The following is a 16254-nucleotide window of genomic DNA, read 5'->3' on the forward strand; positions in this document are numbered from 1 at the left end:
TAAGTATTTGAGTGTAAGGCACACATCGCCGCCCCAGCCACGAAGAACGGAACCCCCTGATGCCCCGTCGATTTCCCTCTGCTATTTTTGTCGCCGCCCTCGCTGCGATCGCCCTTGCCGGCTGCGGTACGGCGGCATCCTCTTCCGCTCCGGCCACCGGAAGTTCTGCCGCGTCGGTCCAGGTGATCCCCGTGGCTGCCAGCACGGACGCGTGGGGAAGTATCCTTTCGGAGCTTGGAGGCACCCACGTGCAGGCGACCTCGATCATCAACAACCCGGACACGGACCCCCACGCTTACGAGCCCACCCCGGCAGACGCTCGCACGATCGCAGCCTCTAAGGTCTTTGTTGAGAACGGGGTCGGCTATGACAGCTGGGCGGCAAAGGCCGTGGCCGCGAACCCGACCGCCGACCGCTCGGTGGTGGAGGTCGGCGCAGTGACCGGCACCCCGGACGACGGCAACCCGCACCAGTGGTACGCACCTGAGAGCGTGGGCAAGGTCGCGGACGCTATCACTGCGGCACTGAAGAAGGCCGATCCGTCGAGCGCGGCCTACTTCGACGCCCAGCGGGCCGATTTCGATTCGAAGGCACTGGCGGATTACCACGCCACGATCTCCGAGATCAAGGCAAAGTACGCCGGAACGCCGGTCGGGGCGAGCGAGAGCATCTTTGCTCCGATGGCATCCGCGCTTGGGCTGAACCTCATCACCCCGGAGAGCTTCCTGAAGGCCATCAGTGAAGGGACCGACCCTTCGCCGGCAGATCTGGCAACGATCAAGTCCCAGATCACGGGCAAGCAGCTGAAGGTCTACGTGTTCAACAGCCAGAACTCCACCCCCGACGTCGCCGCACAGGTCGACGCGGCCAAGGCCGCCGGCATCCCTGTCAGCGCGGTCACCGAAACCCTGAGCCCCAAGGGCGCCACCTTCCAGGACTGGCAGACGACGCAACTCAAGTCCCTCGAGACGGCGCTAGCGCGGGCCACCGGGAAATGACGAACGAACCGGCGGTCCGCTTCCGCGGCGCGGCCGCTGCTGTCGGCGGCCGAACCGTCTGGGCCGGCGTCGATTTCACCGTCGACGCCGGCCAGTTCGTGGCCGTCCTCGGACCCAACGGGGCCGGGAAGTCGACTTTGCTGAAGGCCATCCTCGGCCTGCTTCCGGTCAGCTCCGGAACCATCACCGTCTTCGACAGGAAGCCGGGGCAGGACCGGTCCAGGATCGGCTACCTGCCCCAGCGGCACGCCTTCGGATCGTCCGTGCGCATCCGCGGGACCGACATCGTGCGCCTGGGCCTGGACGGCGAACGCTGGGGCACCCCCCTTCCAGGCTGGCTCCGGGGCTCCAAAGGCCGCGAGGCCACAGCGCGCGTGCGGGAAACCATCCGGCTCGTCGGCGCCGAGGGCTACGCCAACCGGCCGATCGGGCAGTGTTCCGGCGGCGAGCAGCAGCGGCTGCTCATCGCCCAGGCCCTCGTGCGCCGGCCGGAGCTGCTGGTCCTGGACGAGCCACTCGACTCCCTGGATGTGACCAACCAGCGGTCCGTCAGCGCGCTCATCCAAAGCGTGTGCCGCAGCAAGGGTGTCACGGTGCTGATGGTCGCCCACGACGTGAACCCGATCCTTCCCTACCTCGACCAGGTGGTCTACCTCGGACACGGCAGCGCAATCACCGGCACCCCGGAGCAAGTGATCACGCCCGAGGCCCTGACCGCCCTCTACAACACCCCAGTAGACGTCCTGCGCGACCGGGCGGGCCGGCTTGTCGTCATCGGCCAGCCCGACGCCCCTCCCGAACACCCCCACGGTCCGCAGGTGCACGCGTGAATCCCGCAGGCTTCCTCGCGGAACTCTTCGCCTACCCCTTCATGGTCAACGCCTTCCAGGCCGGCACCATCGTGGCCGTCGCGGCCGGAGCCATCGGCTGGTTCATGGTCCAGAGGCGGCAATCATTCGCCGGCCACACCCTGGCCGTCATCGGATTCCCCGGAGCCGCGGGCGCGACGTTGCTTGGCCAGAGCCCGGCGGTTGGATACTTCGTGGCCTGCATCGGCGGCGCGCTGGTCATCGCTTCGCTTCCCGCCACCGGCCGGACAGGGGGTGAGCTCGGAGGCGCCGGCGAGGAGTCAGCAGCCATCGGCACAGTCCAGGCCTTCGCCCTGGCCTGCGGGTTCCTCTTCGTCAGCCTCTACAAGGGCTTCCTGGGCGGCCTGAACAACCTCCTCTTCGGAACAATCACCGGGGTCACCACCGGCCAGGTGGCCCTGCTCGCCGTCGCGGGCCTCGTGAGCCTCGCGGTTCTGGCAATCATCGCCCGGCCACTGTTGTTCTCTTCGATCGACCCGGCCATCGCCGGGTCACGCGGTGTCCCCGTCCGGGCGGTCTCGGCCGCCTTCCTCGTCCTCCTGGGAGTCGCCGCGGCCGGCACCAGCCAAGTCACCGGGAGCCTTCTCGTCTTTGCCCTGCTCGTCGCCCCAGCAGCCACCGCAACCCGGCTCACGGCCAGACCGGTTCTGGGGATCGCCCTCTCGGTCGTGATCGCCCTGGCCGCGACCTGGGCCGGGGAAGCGATCGCATACTTCTCCCCGTACCCCATCGGGTTCTGGGTTGCCTCCCTGGCCTTCGCCGCTTTCGTCGCCGCCACGGCCTGGCAGGCGGCCCGCGAGCACCATGGCCTCCGCCGGGCTTCCCCCAACGCGGGAGTGAGGGCATGACCGGCATCGCGGCCCTCGGCACCGGAGGGTGGATACTCTCCGAGCCCTTCATGCAGAACGCCTTCATGGCCGGGACCGCGGTGGCCCTGCTGGCCGGGCTGGTCGGACATTTCGTGGTCCTGCGCGGACAGGTGTTCGCCGGCGACGCGCTCTCCCACGTCGCCTACACCGGAGCCCTCGCCGCCCTCGCCGCCGGCCTGGACCTGCGCCTGGGGCTGTTCACCGCGACGATCGGGATCGGCTTCGCCCTCGGCCTGTTCGGCGGCCGCGGAGCATCCGACGACGTCGTCATCGGCACGACCTTTGCCTGGATCCTCGGGCTCGGGGTGTTCTTCCTCTCGATCTACACCACCCGGAGCAGCACGAGCGACAGCACCGCCAACGTGAAGGTCCTCTTCGGCTCGATCCTGGGCATCAGCTCCGCCGCGGCCCAATCCGAGGCATGGACAGCGGCAGGCCTGATCCTGGTGCTGCTCGCCATCGCCAGGCCCCTGCTCTTCGCCTCCCTCGATGCCGCCGGCGCCGCGGCCCGGGGGATCCCCGTGCGGTTCCTCGGCCCCTTCTTCCTCGCCCTCCTCGGCGCAACCGCGGCCACCGCCAGCCAGCTCGTCGGCGCGCTCCTGGTCTTCGGGCTCCTCGCCGCACCCCCCGCCGCGGCCCGCAAGCTGACCGACAGGCCATGGACCGGCTTCTGGCTTTCCGGCGCCCTTGCCGTTGCCGCCGTCTGGGCCGGACTCGCCCTCGCCTACTGGGTGCCCACCCTGCCCTCCAGCTTCACCATCACAAGCGCAGCGTCGCTCGAATACGCCACCGCGGCAACAGCATCCTGGATCCTCGCGCGCAATGCACGCATCCCGGCGTCGCCGGACCTCTCCAACCCCGAAGCCACGCAAGGAGCCGGCGAGACAGCCGGCTCCCGACACCAGTAGCGTGTCGCTTGGTGCTTGGATGTAGGCAGAGATTCCTCGAGTCTGCGCGGAAACCGTTGCCCTCTGGTATAAGAACATGCTTATATCTTTATGCGAGTCCAGACGAGGAGTCCCTTGCCGGGGCGGCGGAGCTGTTCAAAGCCCTGTCCGCCACATCGCGGCTTCTCATCCTGTCCGCGCTTGCCCACGAGCCCTCGTCCGTAAGCGCACTGTCTGAGGCGACGAAGTTGTCTCAGCCCTTGGTCTCCCAGCATCTGCGGTTGCTCCGGGGGGTCAATCTGGTCACGGCATCCAGGTCCGGGCGCGAAACGATCTACTCCCTGACTGACCATCACGTGGCCCACGTCATCCAAGACGCCATCACACACAGCCAGGAACGCTAGCGCCGGTCCACTCCCGGCGTAAGCGAAGGAGGACACCATGACCGAGGAAGTCAAGGCTGAACATACACTCGTCGAGCACCAGCACGGCGGCCCGGACTGCGAGCACGTCACGGTCCAGCACGGCGACCACGTGGACTACATCCACGACGGCCACCGGCACGCCGAGCACGAAGGCCACTACGACGAACATGACGATCCGGCGGAGCACACCCCGGCCGAGCACCGGCACGGCGGACCGGACTGCACACATGAAGCTGTCCAGCACGGGGACCATGTGGACTACGTCCATGACGGCCACCGGCACGCCGAGCACGAGGGCCATTACGACGAACACTGACACCTCCCAATGACATAATGGCCCCGGAACATTTCCGGGGCCATTATTCCGGGCACGCATGAGCAACGGAGACGACGGCGCTGGTCAGCCGATGTCGGTGGCGGCGCGGACATGACCTAGCGTGCCGGCCCGTGGCAGGCTGGACAGCGAGCCTGCTGCCAGTGAGAGCAGCACCCCGGTTCCCGCGATGAGCATAGCGGCCCGGACACCCCAGAGTTCGGCGCAGAGCCCTCCGATGCCTGCGCCGAAGGGCTGGCCACCCCAGGCGATCATGCGTGCCGTGGTGTTGACCCTGCCTTGAAGGGATGCGGGGGTCAGGCTCTGGCGGACCACGATGCCGTTGAGGGAGACCAGGGAGTTCGTTGCCTGCCAGCCCATGAGCGCGAGGATTCCTGCGGCGAGGGTGGTGCTGGCTGCCCAGGCACCGAGGAAGGCCGCATTCAAGGCGAGGGCGCCGAGGGTGATCGCGCCGATGCCGAACCGTGTCTGTGCGGGTTCCAGGAGCCGGGCAGCGGCAAGACTCCCGACGGCGGCGCCGCCGAAGAGCAGGCCGATGGTTCCATCCCCGGCGTTGAGTCCGAGCCCTTGCGCGGCCATGACCACGACCAGTCCGGCGACGGCGCCGCCGGTGAAACTATTGCCGAGTCCGACCAGGGTCAGGTCCCGGATGACAGGGGTGCGGCGGATGAAGGTGATCCCTTCTGCGATCTCGGCGCGCAGGGCGATTCCCCCGCGGACCTCGCGCTCCGGCCGGTGCCAGTGGATGCGCGCCAGGATCAGGGCGCCGGCAACGTAGCTGGCGGAATCGATCGCCAGGACCCAGGCGCCGCCGATGGCCGCGGTCAGGACACCGCCGACGGCGGGGCCGATGATGCCGATCACGGTGCTCACTGTCAGCATGCGTGCCGTGGCGCCGGCAATTCCGTCCCGGCCGACAAGCGCCGGGATCGTGCCGAAACTGGCGGCATCGAAGAAGACGAAGAGCACGGCGAGCAGTGTCGCCACGGCCAGCAGATGCATCGGGACGAGGATCCCCGCAGCCGCGGCCAGCGGGATGGTTGCCGTCACGGCGGCGCTCAGCCAGCTGGTCACGGTCATGGTCCGGCGCTGGTCCCAGCGGTCCACCAGGGCGCCGACAGGAAGTCCGAACAGCAGGTATGGCACGGCTTCACACACCGCCAGCAGCCCGGACATGGCCGCGCTGCCGGTTTCCTGGAACATCAGGATCGGCAGCGCGACCGCTGACACGGCGTTGCCTGCCCACGACACGCCGCGGGAGAGCAGGAAGTATTTGAAAGGACCGGTTGCCCGCCGGGTCAGGAGTCTGGTCATGTCAGGGGTGCAGCAGTGTGCTGAGCTCGCGCACTCCATCCACCGCGCGGGAGCCGATGAAGTCCGTGGAGGGCAGCGGGTAGAGGCGGTTGTTCTTTACCGCGTCCACGGTGGGCAGTTTCTCGCGGATCGCCGCGAGCTGGGCGGCCTTGTCTTCCTCGGAGTTGTAAAGGTACACAAGGGTTCCCGGGTTCTTCTTGGCAAGGTCTTCGACGGCGATCTGGGCGTAATACTGGCCGGCCGGAAGGTCGTTCTCATAGATGTTTTTCCCGCCTGCACGTTCGACGACGTCCGAGTAGATGCCGCGGGCGTCGGCGTAGAGAGCGTTGTCGTAGAACTGGACCAGTGCCAGCGGCACAGGCTCGGCTCCGGCGGTCTTCTTCGCAACCTTGTCGAGTTCGGTTGTCTGAGCGTCGATGAGCGTTTTCGCGGTGCCTTCTGCCCCGGTGATCCGGCCCAGCGCGGCGAGATCGGTCGCGGCGTCGGCTACGTGCCCGGTGGTCGTTTGCCCGTTGCAGAAGGAACTGATGATGTAGACCTGCACTCCCAGCTTATTCAGGTCATCGATGGTGGGAAGTTCGGTTCCGTTGAAGTGGTATTCGCCGTCGGCGACGATCAGTTCCGGACGCGAATTCAAAAGGGGCTCGCGGGAGACACTGTTCGTCGCCAGCACCGGAATGGACTTGTAGGCGTCCGCGTACTCCGCCAGGGGCGGCGACTGGTCGGTGAAGGCCTGGCCGACGACGCGGTCCTTGGCCCCGAGCGCGATGAGCATTTCGGTGACGGCCGGCCAGAGGGAGATGATGCGCTGGGGCGGGGTGTCGAAGTGAAGCTGGCGTCCACAGTTCTTTTCGTTGACCGGCTGTGGCGTGGAGCTTTCCTTGGCCGCCGCGGCAACTGGGCCTGGGGCCGAGCATGCGCCCAGGGCGAGGCACGTCAGCACAGCCAGGGACACGGCAGCCGCGCCGAGGCGGGCAGGGGCAGGGGCAGGGGCAGAGGTTGTGAACATGGTTCTCTTTCGCGTTGTTGGGGTGGATCAGTTGGGGCTGGAACTGAAGAAAAGGTGGGTGCGGCCGGTCGCGGGGTTCTCGCCGATACAGACGTCCACCCCGAAGACCTCAGCCACCAGTTCGGAGCGGAAGACCTCGGCTGGAGTGCCGCCGTCGACCAGGAGGCCGTTTTTGATGATGTAGACCCGGTCGCAGTAGGCTGCGGCCAGGTTGAGGTCGTGCAGGGCAGCGAGCACCGTGATTCCCAGCGAGGCGACCAAGTCCAGGATCTCCAGTTGGGTGGCGATGTCGAGGTGGTTGGTGGGTTCGTCCAGGATGAGCACTCGTGGCTGTTGGACGAGGGCTGCCGCAAGCAGGACCCGTTGTTTCTCGCCGCCGGAGAGCGTGCAAAATGATCGCTGTGCATGCTCCGCCAGACCGGTTCTGGCAAGAGTCGCGGCAATGAGGTCCCGGTCTTCGCGCGTATCGGTCTGGAACATCCGCTTGCGCGGCGTCAGTCCGGCGGAGACCACGTCCAGGACGGTGAAGTCGAAGTCGGTGCCGTGTTCCTGCGCAAGGACGGCGAGCCGCTGCGCCGCCGCCCGCGGGCTCAGCTCCGCGAGCAGATCAGGGCCTAGCCGGACGGTTCCTGTCGTGGCCTGCATCGCCCGGTAGAGCGTCTTGAGGATCGTCGATTTGCCGCTCCCATTGGGGCCGACAAGGGCAACGAACTCGCCGGTTTCCGCGACGAAACTGACAGGACCGACCAGGTTCCGGCCTGCCAGGCGCACCCCCAGGGAATCGAAAGTGACTCTCATGCAGGCACCCCCGGACGGCGGTGCAGCAAGGCAAACAGAAACACAGGGACGCCCACAACGGCAGTGATGACGGAGAGCGGCAGTTCGAGCGGTGCGGCCACGGTCCGGCCGGCGAGGTCCGCGACGACCAGGAACAAGCCGCCCACCAGGGAGGTCAGAGGAAGGCTGCGGAGGTGGTTGGGGCCGCTGAGCAGCCGGACGAAGTGCGGAGCGATGAGACCGACGAAGCCGACGCCGCCGGCCACCGCGACGACGAGCGCGGTCAGCAGCGCGCAGATCACCAGCAGGACGGTCCGGAACCGGGCCAGGCCGATCCCGAGGGCGGACGCAACGTCGTCACCCATCATGAGGGCGTTCAGCCGGCGACCCTGGCCCAGCAACCATCCCAGGCATAGCACCACCGCGACGGCGGGCACCGCCAGCTCGGACCATTTGGCCCCTGCCACGGAACCGAGGAGCCAGAACAGCACGGTGGAGAGTTTGTCCGGTGAAGCCGTCAGCTGCAGGAAGCTTGTGCCGGCCTGGAACAGGTAGGTCACAGCGACGCCGGAGAGGATCAGCCGGGGCGGGTCCAGCCGGCCGTGACGGCGGCCCAGGGCCAGCACGATCGCGAGCGTCACGACGGCCCCGGCGAACGCGGCACCCGAGACGCCCAGGGAAGCAAGGAACCCGGCACCCGTGGCGCCCAGGACCAGGACACTGACCGCACCGAGAGAGGCCCCCGAGGCGATTCCCAGCACATAGGGATCGGCCAGCGGGTTGCGGATCACGGTCTGCAGCACCGCACCGGCGACGGCCAGGGCGGCCCCGGCGAGAAGGGAAAGGAGCACGCGCGGAACACGGAATTCCCACACGATGTGGTCATCGACGGCCGCCGCCGTCGGAGCAGCCCCGAACAGGTGGTGGAGGACGATCGAGACGACATCGCCAGGGGCGATGGTCACCGGACCGAGGGCGACTGCGAGGGCCACAACCACCGGCGTCAGGATGACCAGCAGCCCGGAGGCCAAGCGCAAGGAAATTCTCCGCGGGGCGCGTGGAGTGATTTGAGCACCGGGACCGGCTGCGGTCAGGCGGACCCTGCCCGGGGGGCCCGGGTGAGCGGTGGTGCGCATAGGTGTCCTTTCCAGGAGTGGTCAGTGCGGCAGCGGGACAGATCGGCGGATGGCCGGGTGAAGCCGGGTGCCACCCAGGAACGGCAGGGCCTGCGGGGCATTCGAATACAGGCCCGGAACAACCATCCGGACCACCCGCAGACCCGTGGGGGCGATGTCCTCGGTGGTTGCCTCGACGCAGAGGACGCGGTGTCCCCGGGATGCAAGGGCGGAAACCAGACGCTCCAGCCGGTCTTCCCCTGTCCATTCGTCGGACAGTTCGTCCAGGGCTAGCCGCCCGCGGATGCTCGTTTCCAACTCATCCAGGAAACGTCGCTGGATGCCAGGGTCCATGTGCAGCTGCAGGTGGCAGCCGTAGTCGACCACATCTGAGAGGTCCGCGGCGTACTCCTGGGAGTAACACCGGTCCTGGCGCCAGGGTTTGAGCGGGCTTGAAGGTGATTGCGCGGCGGCCATGTAGGGACCATGCGGATCGTCGTAGTCGCTGACGAAAAGCTGCAGCTGCAATGCTTCGCCGTAGGCTTTCTGTGCCGTGGCCACCGGATCGCCTCCGGCACCCATGCCCAGGGTCAGGTATCCGGTGGTTTCGTCGAACACCAGGGCCCCGATGACCGGGACGCCGAATTCCGTGGCGAACAGCAGCCAGCGGGTCCGCAGGCGCCCTTCCGGTCCGCGCGAGAAGTCCGCGAGCCACTGCGGGACGCTGAGTTCGTGCACGCCGCGCCCGCCTGTCCAGGACAGGGTCATCGCGTCGCGTTCGATCACCTCGCACAGCCCGCCCCAGCGGGCTTCCTCGAGTGTCCGGCCGGTGGCCAGTCCGGCTTGGATCACCGGGTGGCGGACGGGTGCGACGAAGAGCGAATGGGCGACCCAGACCATGCTCGCCGGAATCAACACCTCTGTTCCGTCCACGAGATCCTGCGCGGGGACCCAGTCGATGACCGTGTCAGCGTCGGGGGCCGGGACCGGGAAGCCGGGGCGGGCGTATTGTTCCTGGGAGAAGAGGCAGAATTCCTGCAGTCCGATCGCCGCCGCTCCGCTTGCCTGCACGTCCCGGCGGCTCGCGCGCTTGAGTCCCGCCGGGACGAGGTTCCCGCAGTACCGCTCTACGGCTTCGCCGATGGCTGCCCCCAACACAGCCTCGGGGTTCGCGAAGGAGTACCCGGCGCCACTGGCATCGGAGGGCCATTTCGAAAACGCACGGCTGTCTGCAAGGACCGCGTGGCTGAGCGCGAAGGACGCGGGAAAATGGGCCGGGATGGCACGCGCTTCGATGCTGCGCACCACTCCGGTCCTGGCGTTGACGAGCGACAGTGGGTTGTTCATGGTCACCTTAGGCAAGGGGAATCGGATGGGAGATGAGCTCGGTGGCGTTACTGGGCTTGCGGTCCCAGCCCAGCTCCTCCGGGACGGAGTAGTAGCGATGCGAGCCGCGGAGGGGGAAGGCCGGCGGGGCGTTGCCCACCAGGCCGGCACCGATGACCCGGACCACCGTGTAGCCGGCGTCGCGGACGTCGTCGGTGGTTACGTCCACCGAAACGGTCCGGATACCGCGTTCGGCCAGGGCGCGCACGTAGTGCCCGGCTGGGTCTTTCCCCGGGACTGGGCCCAACCCGGCAAGCGGGGCCGAGAAGGTGGGCCGGAGCCGGTCCAGTCGTGATCCGCTCATCCGGGGGTCGAGGTAGAGTTGCGCGACAGGCGGCAGGTCGGTGAGCGTCCGGTAGTCCGGGTCCACGGCGTCGAGGTAGCACCGGTCCTGGCGGTACGGCAGGAACACGTGGTCTTCGATGTGCCCCGCCTCGACCGCGCGCCACACTTCCGCTGCCGGGTCGAGCAGCTGCCGGGTGAGCTGGAGCAGTCCCAGGGCCTCGACCAGTGCCTTGGTCGCGGCGGCTTCGGGGGTGGAGCGGCAGGCACTGCCGAAGGCCACAACACCGCCCTCCTCCGGTGACCCGTCTTCCAGGAAAGCGGCGATGACGGGAGCCGGCAGATCACTCGGGATCTCCAGGAGCCGGATCCTCAGCTCGCTTCCGTGGCCGGGCCGGCCAAGTGCCCCGGTGACCAAACCGTCGTCGTCCAGTTCTTTCGTGGAGGCGCCACTGGCCCACCAGATCGTGCAGGCGTCACGCTCCATAAGTTCCTCGAGCGCCCCGCGTTCGGCGCTGGCCCGGGAGGTACCGGCCGCGATACCGGAGTACATCAGGGAGTGCAGTTTCGGCTCCGTGACGCGGGGACCGTGAATGTAATCGAGGTAGACCAGCGACGCCGGCACCCAGAGAGGTGCGTGGTCCGCCAGATCGGTGCCCTGGACCCAGTGCACCGTGAGGTCCCGGCCGAACGGTTCGAACGGGAACCCGGGCAGCGCGTACTGCTCGGGCGAATAGAGGGCAAGCGTGTGGGGATCGAGGGCGTCTTCCCCGGCGTTCTTGAATTCATTCCAGCTCGCGCGGCGCAGTGCCTGCGGAACGGCGTTTCCGCAGTATCGTTCCACGGCTTCGCCGATCGCCGCGCCCCGAGCCGCGGCTTCGATGCCCAGGGAAGCGCCGAAGCCGAAGCCGTCGGCACGCCAGCCGGCGAACCGGTCGGGGCGGGAGACTGTGGCGCCATAACCGACCCAGGCGGCGGGCATCCGGGGATCCTGCGGGGATCGGGCCACGGACGTCAGGAGCCCCGTCCTCGGGTTGACCAACGATGATCTGTTCATGTGCTCAGCCCTTCGGTGTGTTCGGTGGTGCCAATGATGGGGAGCTCCAGCAGGAGCGGGTACTCGGAAGAGACCACGACGCTCTGGATAATGGGGTCTCCGGAGGCGGCCAGATAGCGTTCCCTGCCGGGGCGACCGAGGTTGCGGGCCAGGCGGGGGAAGTCGCTGCCCGTCAGCTCCAAGGCCAGTCGGGAACCGGCCGGGACCGTGACGGCGACGGGGAGCAGCGGGACGATGGCCACAGCGGCCGGGTCCGGCGTGCTGATGGTCGTTTCGCCGGCGGTGAGCTCGAAGATCTCTCCTGCCGCGGTGATTTCGGTGATCCTCGCCACCCAGTCAATGACGTCGCTGTCGAAGCCAGTCCTGAAACGGACCCTTCCGGCGCCGTCGATCCGCAGCGGTGCGGTGAGCGCCTGGGTGGTGAACCTCACGACGTCAGGACGCGTCCCGAGAGCCGAGCGGTCGCATCCTTCGGGGTAGGACGGAAACGGGTCCGACGGCGAATACCTGACCGTGTGCTCTTCCGCCGATCGGGCGTCCGGGGCGGCACCGGCGTCGTACTTCCCGCGGTCAACGAGCGTGGCGCCGGAGGCAGTCCAGCTGTGTATCCGTGCTGACCGCGGCCAGGACTCTGCAATGCTCCAACGGTTCTCTCCCATGACAAACACTTCGGCGGCCCTGCGTGCAAGCCGCCCGGCCAAGGCGGCGTCGATCCATTCGACGAGCTCCTTGCCCCAGGGCCGGATCGCGTCCGGACCGTAGTCGCGGTCTCCGACGCGTGGAGAGGTCGAGAACGGCAGATCGTGAAGCCAGGGCCCGATCAGCAGATGCTTCGTGGATCCGGGGACACCTTCGCCGACCGTCCGCCAATGGTCGAGGGTTTCCGGGAGCAGGAGGTCATGCCAGCCGCCAACATGGAGGGTGGGCATCGTCAGAGCCTCCAGTTCATGGTCCTGGATTTCCTCGCCGTTCACGGCTTCCGGGCCAGCCAGGACAATGTTCCGCCAGCTGGGCATCTCCGTACCCAGGCGGGCGTCGAGATCCACCACAGGCAGGCAATGCAAAGCCTCAGGCTGTTCAGCGAAAAAGAGGGCCGCGAATCCGTCACGACTGGTCCTGGCGTCGCCTCGCTCGGCCCACCACGCAGCATGTTCGGCCAGGCGAAGCACTCCCGAGGGAGAGAACTTGGTGCGGGCCAGCGACATCGAAGGACCAAGGCTCACAACGGCGGAAACGGCCCTTGGGCGCTCAACGGCCATGGCCCAGGCCGTGTAACCGGAGTAGGAGCCGCCGTACGCGACGATGCGGCCGTCGCTCCATGGCTGCGCCAGGATCCAATCGACAAGGGCTGCGCCGTCGGAGCGCTCATTTCGGTAGGGTTCCCACACGCCGTCGGAATCGTATCGGCCGCGCACATCGGCGACAACGAAGGCGTAGCCGTGCCGGCGCCACCCCCTGCCCTCCGCGAGATGTTTCGAGCGGCCATAAGGCGTACGGGTGACTACGGCGGTTACCGGCCATTCCGATTCGGACGGCACATGGCAGTCGGCAAAGAGGGCTGTACCATCGCCGGACGGGACCCTCTGGTTCGCCCAAGGAACCGCGTTCACTGCGCGATACCTGAAGGCAACGGCAACACGACATGGCGGGTGATGGTGCCCGCGCCAAGATCGATCTCCGTCTCGCAACGGCCGCCCGGGATGTCCAGCCCCTTGGCATGACAGAGGAGGTCGTGGGCGATGAGGCCCGCGGCAACAGCCGAAAGTCCCTCATCCGGCCAGACGTTCCAGCCGGCCTCGTTCGAGTCCAGGTAGTTCCATAGCCGATCCAGTTCCTCCACCGTCGCGGCTGCCGCTCGACGGCGGGCACGGTAGTCGTTGTAGCTCACCGTCCGGCCACCGGCGCTGAACGGACCGACAATGAGGGAGCCGCCCTCTACGAATGCACGGTGCCAGGAAGTCCCGGTGCGCTGGCACAGCTCGTCAATCGCGGTCCATTCGACATCCTTCATCTGGAGCGAGCACACCACCAGGGCAGACACGATGCTCGCCGTGCCCTCATCGAGGGGATCCGGAATCACGATGCACCCATCGCCCAGCATCCGCACAAGTGCTTCGGCAACCGGGCCTGAGCCCAGTATCCCGATCTTCCCGGCGGTCTGGGGCAGATCCTTCACTTCGTCTTCATGCTCAGAACCATCCGCCGGGGCTTCTGCCTCTGCGCGGTACACAGCCCCGCGCTCAACGAGCATGCCGAGAAGTGTCGCGGCATCGCCGTCGAGCGGCATTGCTTCCTGGAGGGAACCGACAAGGCTGGCATGCACCGCCTGCAAAGCGTCTTCCGGTCCGCTGATGCGGAGGAAGTCCAGTCGCGGTGAGACGCAGCGCCAGTCGCCAGGGGCCACACGGTAGAGGAGGTGTCCGGGGACAAGTCGAAACATGGGGATCTTTCGTGAAAGAGACAGGTGCTCGTGCCCCCGTGTCCAGTGACGAGGGCGCGGCTTGGAGCTTCAGTTCAGCGGCAAACGGATTCGGATCCGCGCCAGAGCTGAGGTGTTACGCGCCGAACGCGAACGGGTTGTGCACCAGGGCGTTGGTGCCCGGACCCTGGGGAGCGCTGAGCGGTGCAACTGCGGCAACAGCCTCAAACGCAAACGGGTTGTGCACCAGAGCGTTGGTGCCCGGGCCCTGCGGTGCGCTCAACGGAGCCTTCGATGCGATTTCCTGAACGGTAACGGCCTTCATGGGGACGTCCTTCCTGTTGGTTATTGTTGAGAATGATTCTCAACAAAGGGAACTGTATCACCCTCCCGGAGAAGGTGACGGCGGGACGGCTATCTGGTCGGAATATGACGCAAGGCGCCCGGGGCTCGCGGACCTTCCCCGCTCGTGGGCCAGGATCGCAGCGCGACTCACTTAGGGCCTCTTGTCGCCCGAATTGGCGTGTCGATCAATATACATAGTTGCGTGTATACATCCGCTGATGTACTTTTGCATCATGGAAACCCTCACGCATGCCCCGGTGCTGGCTCGCTTCGGTTACGCTGTCTCCGACCCGACCAGGGCGCGGATCCTTCTGGCTCTCGCCACGGAACCCGGCTACCCATCCGATCTCGCAGACTCACTCGGGGTATCGCGTCAGAGCATGTCCAACCACCTGACGTGCCTTCGTGGTTGCGGACTGGTGGTGGCTGTTCCCGACGGCCGGCGGACCCGGTATGAGCTCGCCGACGCCCGGTTGGGCCGCGCGATCACGGATCTGCTCGGCGTCGTGCTCGCCGTGGACCCGGCCTGCTGCGCCCCCGACGGCAAGTGCCTGGCATGACATCGAGCAGCCTTTCGACGCCCGACGTCGTCCGGCACGCCGTGCTGAGCCGCCGCATCCGCCTGTTCGCAGCAGCAACCATCACCTATAACCTCATCGAAGCCGCCGTGGCACTCTGGGCCGGTGGCATCGCGGACTCGTCCGCACTGATCGGCTTCGGACTCGATTCGGTGATCGAAGTGGCCTCTGCCGCTGCCTTGTCCTGGCAGTTTTCCGCCAAGGACCCCGAACGACGCGAGCACCTGACGCTGCGCATCATCGCGGTCTCCTTCTTCGCGCTGGCCGCGTTCGTCACCGTGGACTCGCTCCGCTCCCTGACCGGTGGAGGCGAAGCGCAGCGCTCCGCACCGGGCATCGTCATCGCGGCCCTGAGCCTTGCCGTCATGCCCGTCCTGTCCTGGCTGCAACGCCGCACCGGCCGTGAACTCGGTTCACGGACTGCCGTAGCAGATTCCAAACAGACCCTGCTTTGCACCTATCTCTCCGCTGTCCTCCTCGCTGGTCTGGTGCTCAACAGCGCCCTGGGCTGGTGGTGGGCCGACGCGGGTGCCGCCATGGTCATCGCTCTGGCCGCCGCCCGCGAAGGCATGGACGCCTGGCGCGGAGAGGCCTGTTGCGTTGTTCCTCAACCCGGCAATCAGGAATCGGCTGTCGATCCAGACGCGGATGACGGTTACGGCGTGGTTCAGCCAGACACAGCGAAGTCAGCCGGAAACGACGTGGAACCAGGGAGCAGCACCGGGACAACCGACGGGTGTTGCCCCGAATGTTCAACGGAAATGGCCCACCGCGGCAGCCCGCCATCGCCCCGATTGGGCCTCCGGGAGATCCCGTAGACCAAGGTTTCGCAGTCAGTGCTGCGGGCCGAGCCCCCGTTCAACAAATCCAAGGATCTCCGTCCCCAGCAAGGGGCGTCAATCCTGTCGCCTTAAGCGGTACACACGACCAGAAAGAGACCACTTCATGCCCGCCAGCAAAGTACGCAAGAAAGCAAAGAACAAGGTAGCCACGGAACGGGAGCGCCGCCGCGAGCAAGAACTCTCCTGCACTTCTTCCTGCTGCCCACCCGATGCGCCGGCCCCTGCCGCATCGACGCCGCGCCATGCCCAAGCGGGAGCCGCACCCTCCTGAGGCCACTGCGGGTCTGCTTCCTACGCGAACACTGAATCCATCCGGCGAAAGCTCCGGGGAACTCCCCTGGAGCCCTCACCGATGGCCAGTTCGGTCTTCATGGCCCAGCTCAGTCGTCGATTGCTTCTGGGGGTGAGGACGGTCTCGCGCTATCCAGTCCTACCCTCGGGTTTTCCATCAGGCCCGGCCGCCACGTAGGGCTTTCCACTTCAGTGGCCGGCTATATTGCGCTGACCCGCGGCCAGCCTCAGGATGGGGCATTCGTATTGCCGGGCGTCCCCGTCGGCGTCGGAGTCGACGTCGGCGTCGGAGTCAACGTCGGCGTCCGTGAACCACTCGGTGTCGGTGTCGGTGAGCCCGTCCCCGTCGGCGTCGGAATCGACGTCGGCGTCCGTGAACCACTCGGTGTCGGTGTCGGTGAGCCCGTCCCCGTCGGCGTCGGAATCGACGTCGGCGTCCGTGAACCACTCGGTGTCG

General features: G+C 67.1%; 17 protein-coding genes and 1 pseudogene. 8 read left to right on the forward strand and 10 right to left on the reverse strand.

The window, feature by feature from the left end:
• Positions 1 to 59 precede the first annotated feature (59 nt).
• The 6 genes from HNP00_RS03475 to HNP00_RS03500 are packed head-to-tail and all read left to right on the forward strand — an operon-like array spanning position 60 to position 4364.
• Positions 60 to 998: a metal ABC transporter solute-binding protein, Zn/Mn family gene (locus HNP00_RS03475; protein ID WP_184735969.1), complete on the forward strand. Its 939-nt coding sequence runs from the start codon at positions 60 to 62 to the stop codon at positions 996 to 998.
• Complete coding sequence (locus tag HNP00_RS03480; RefSeq protein WP_184735971.1) at positions 995 to 1828, forward strand: metal ABC transporter ATP-binding protein; 834 nt, start codon at positions 995 to 997, stop codon at positions 1826 to 1828. The genes HNP00_RS03475 and HNP00_RS03480 overlap by 4 nt, the downstream gene beginning before the upstream one ends.
• A complete protein-coding gene (locus HNP00_RS03485) occupies positions 1825 to 2715 on the forward strand; it encodes a metal ABC transporter permease (protein WP_221451130.1) in 891 nt (296 codons plus the stop codon). Before HNP00_RS03480 ends, HNP00_RS03485 begins: the two co-directional genes overlap by 4 nt.
• Positions 2712 to 3644, forward strand: coding sequence for a metal ABC transporter permease (locus tag HNP00_RS23125; protein ID WP_184735972.1), 933 nt, complete (start codon positions 2712 to 2714; stop codon positions 3642 to 3644). Before HNP00_RS03485 ends, HNP00_RS23125 begins: the two co-directional genes overlap by 4 nt.
• Before the next feature lie 11 nt (positions 3645 to 3655).
• A complete protein-coding gene (locus tag HNP00_RS23130; protein WP_311770487.1) occupies positions 3656 to 4027 on the forward strand; it encodes a metalloregulator ArsR/SmtB family transcription factor in 372 nt (123 codons plus the stop codon).
• Positions 4028 to 4064: 37 nt separating this feature from the next.
• Positions 4065 to 4364 carry a hypothetical protein gene (locus HNP00_RS03500; RefSeq protein ID WP_184735973.1) on the forward strand — a complete coding sequence of 100 codons (300 nt, stop codon included), beginning with the start codon at positions 4065 to 4067 and terminating at the stop codon, positions 4362 to 4364.
• 84 nt (positions 4365 to 4448) lie between these two features.
• On the opposite strand, the gene HNP00_RS03505 is transcribed toward HNP00_RS03500, so the two are convergent.
• The 9 genes from HNP00_RS03505 to HNP00_RS03545 all read right to left on the reverse strand — a co-directional run bounded on the left by HNP00_RS03505 (position 4449) and on the right by HNP00_RS03545 (position 14066).
• The gene (locus tag HNP00_RS03505) at positions 4449 to 5696 is read right to left on the reverse strand and encodes an MFS transporter (protein WP_184735974.1); all 1248 of its coding nucleotides are present in this window, start codon (positions 5694 to 5696) and stop codon (positions 4449 to 4451) included.
• 1 nt (position 5697) lies between these two features.
• Positions 5698 to 6705, reverse strand: coding sequence for an ABC transporter substrate-binding protein (locus HNP00_RS03510; protein ID WP_184735975.1), 1008 nt, complete (start codon positions 6703 to 6705; stop codon positions 5698 to 5700).
• A gap of 27 nt (positions 6706 to 6732) precedes the next feature.
• Positions 6733 to 7503 (reverse strand): ABC transporter ATP-binding protein, encoded by a 771-nt coding sequence (locus HNP00_RS03515; RefSeq protein ID WP_184735976.1) that lies wholly within the window; start codon positions 7501 to 7503, stop codon positions 6733 to 6735.
• Complete coding sequence (locus HNP00_RS03520) at positions 7500 to 8618, reverse strand: iron ABC transporter permease (protein WP_184735977.1); 1119 nt, start codon at positions 8616 to 8618, stop codon at positions 7500 to 7502. Before HNP00_RS03520 ends, HNP00_RS03515 begins: the two co-directional genes overlap by 4 nt.
• A gap of 21 nt (positions 8619 to 8639) precedes the next feature.
• The gene (locus HNP00_RS03525; RefSeq protein WP_184735978.1) at positions 8640 to 9944 is read right to left on the reverse strand and encodes a YcaO-like family protein; all 1305 of its coding nucleotides are present in this window, start codon (positions 9942 to 9944) and stop codon (positions 8640 to 8642) included.
• Positions 9945 to 9951: 7 nt separating this feature from the next.
• On the reverse strand, positions 9952 to 11322 hold the full coding sequence (locus tag HNP00_RS03530) for a YcaO-like family protein (protein WP_184735980.1): 1371 nt from the start codon (positions 11320 to 11322) through the stop codon (positions 9952 to 9954).
• Complete coding sequence (locus tag HNP00_RS03535) at positions 11319 to 12932, reverse strand: CocE/NonD family hydrolase (RefSeq protein WP_184735982.1); 1614 nt, start codon at positions 12930 to 12932, stop codon at positions 11319 to 11321. The genes HNP00_RS03530 and HNP00_RS03535 overlap by 4 nt, the downstream gene beginning before the upstream one ends.
• Positions 12929 to 13762, reverse strand: coding sequence for a hypothetical protein (locus HNP00_RS03540; RefSeq protein ID WP_184735984.1), 834 nt, complete (start codon positions 13760 to 13762; stop codon positions 12929 to 12931). The genes HNP00_RS03535 and HNP00_RS03540 overlap by 4 nt, the downstream gene beginning before the upstream one ends.
• 115 nt (positions 13763 to 13877) lie before the next feature.
• A complete protein-coding gene (locus tag HNP00_RS03545; RefSeq protein ID WP_184735987.1) occupies positions 13878 to 14066 on the reverse strand; it encodes a streptamidine-related RiPP repeat protein in 189 nt (62 codons plus the stop codon).
• 253 nt (positions 14067 to 14319) lie between these two features.
• Here HNP00_RS03545 and HNP00_RS03550 point away from each other — a divergent pair, with 253 nt between their 5' ends.
• The gene (locus HNP00_RS03550; RefSeq protein WP_184735989.1) at positions 14320 to 14646 is read left to right on the forward strand and encodes a helix-turn-helix transcriptional regulator; all 327 of its coding nucleotides are present in this window, start codon (positions 14320 to 14322) and stop codon (positions 14644 to 14646) included.
• Positions 14643 to 15482 (forward strand): cation diffusion facilitator family transporter, encoded by an 840-nt coding sequence (locus tag HNP00_RS03555; protein ID WP_260404745.1) that lies wholly within the window; start codon positions 14643 to 14645, stop codon positions 15480 to 15482. Before HNP00_RS03550 ends, HNP00_RS03555 begins: the two co-directional genes overlap by 4 nt.
• 504 nt (positions 15483 to 15986) lie before the next feature.
• On the opposite strand, the pseudogene HNP00_RS03560 reads toward HNP00_RS03555, so the two are convergent.
• Positions 15987 to 16254, reverse strand: a pseudogene (locus HNP00_RS03560) (MSCRAMM family adhesin SdrC); the annotation flags it as partial.

Source organism: Arthrobacter sp. AZCC_0090 (assembly GCF_014207375.1).
Taxonomy (GTDB): Bacteria; Actinomycetota; Actinomycetes; order Actinomycetales; family Micrococcaceae; genus Arthrobacter.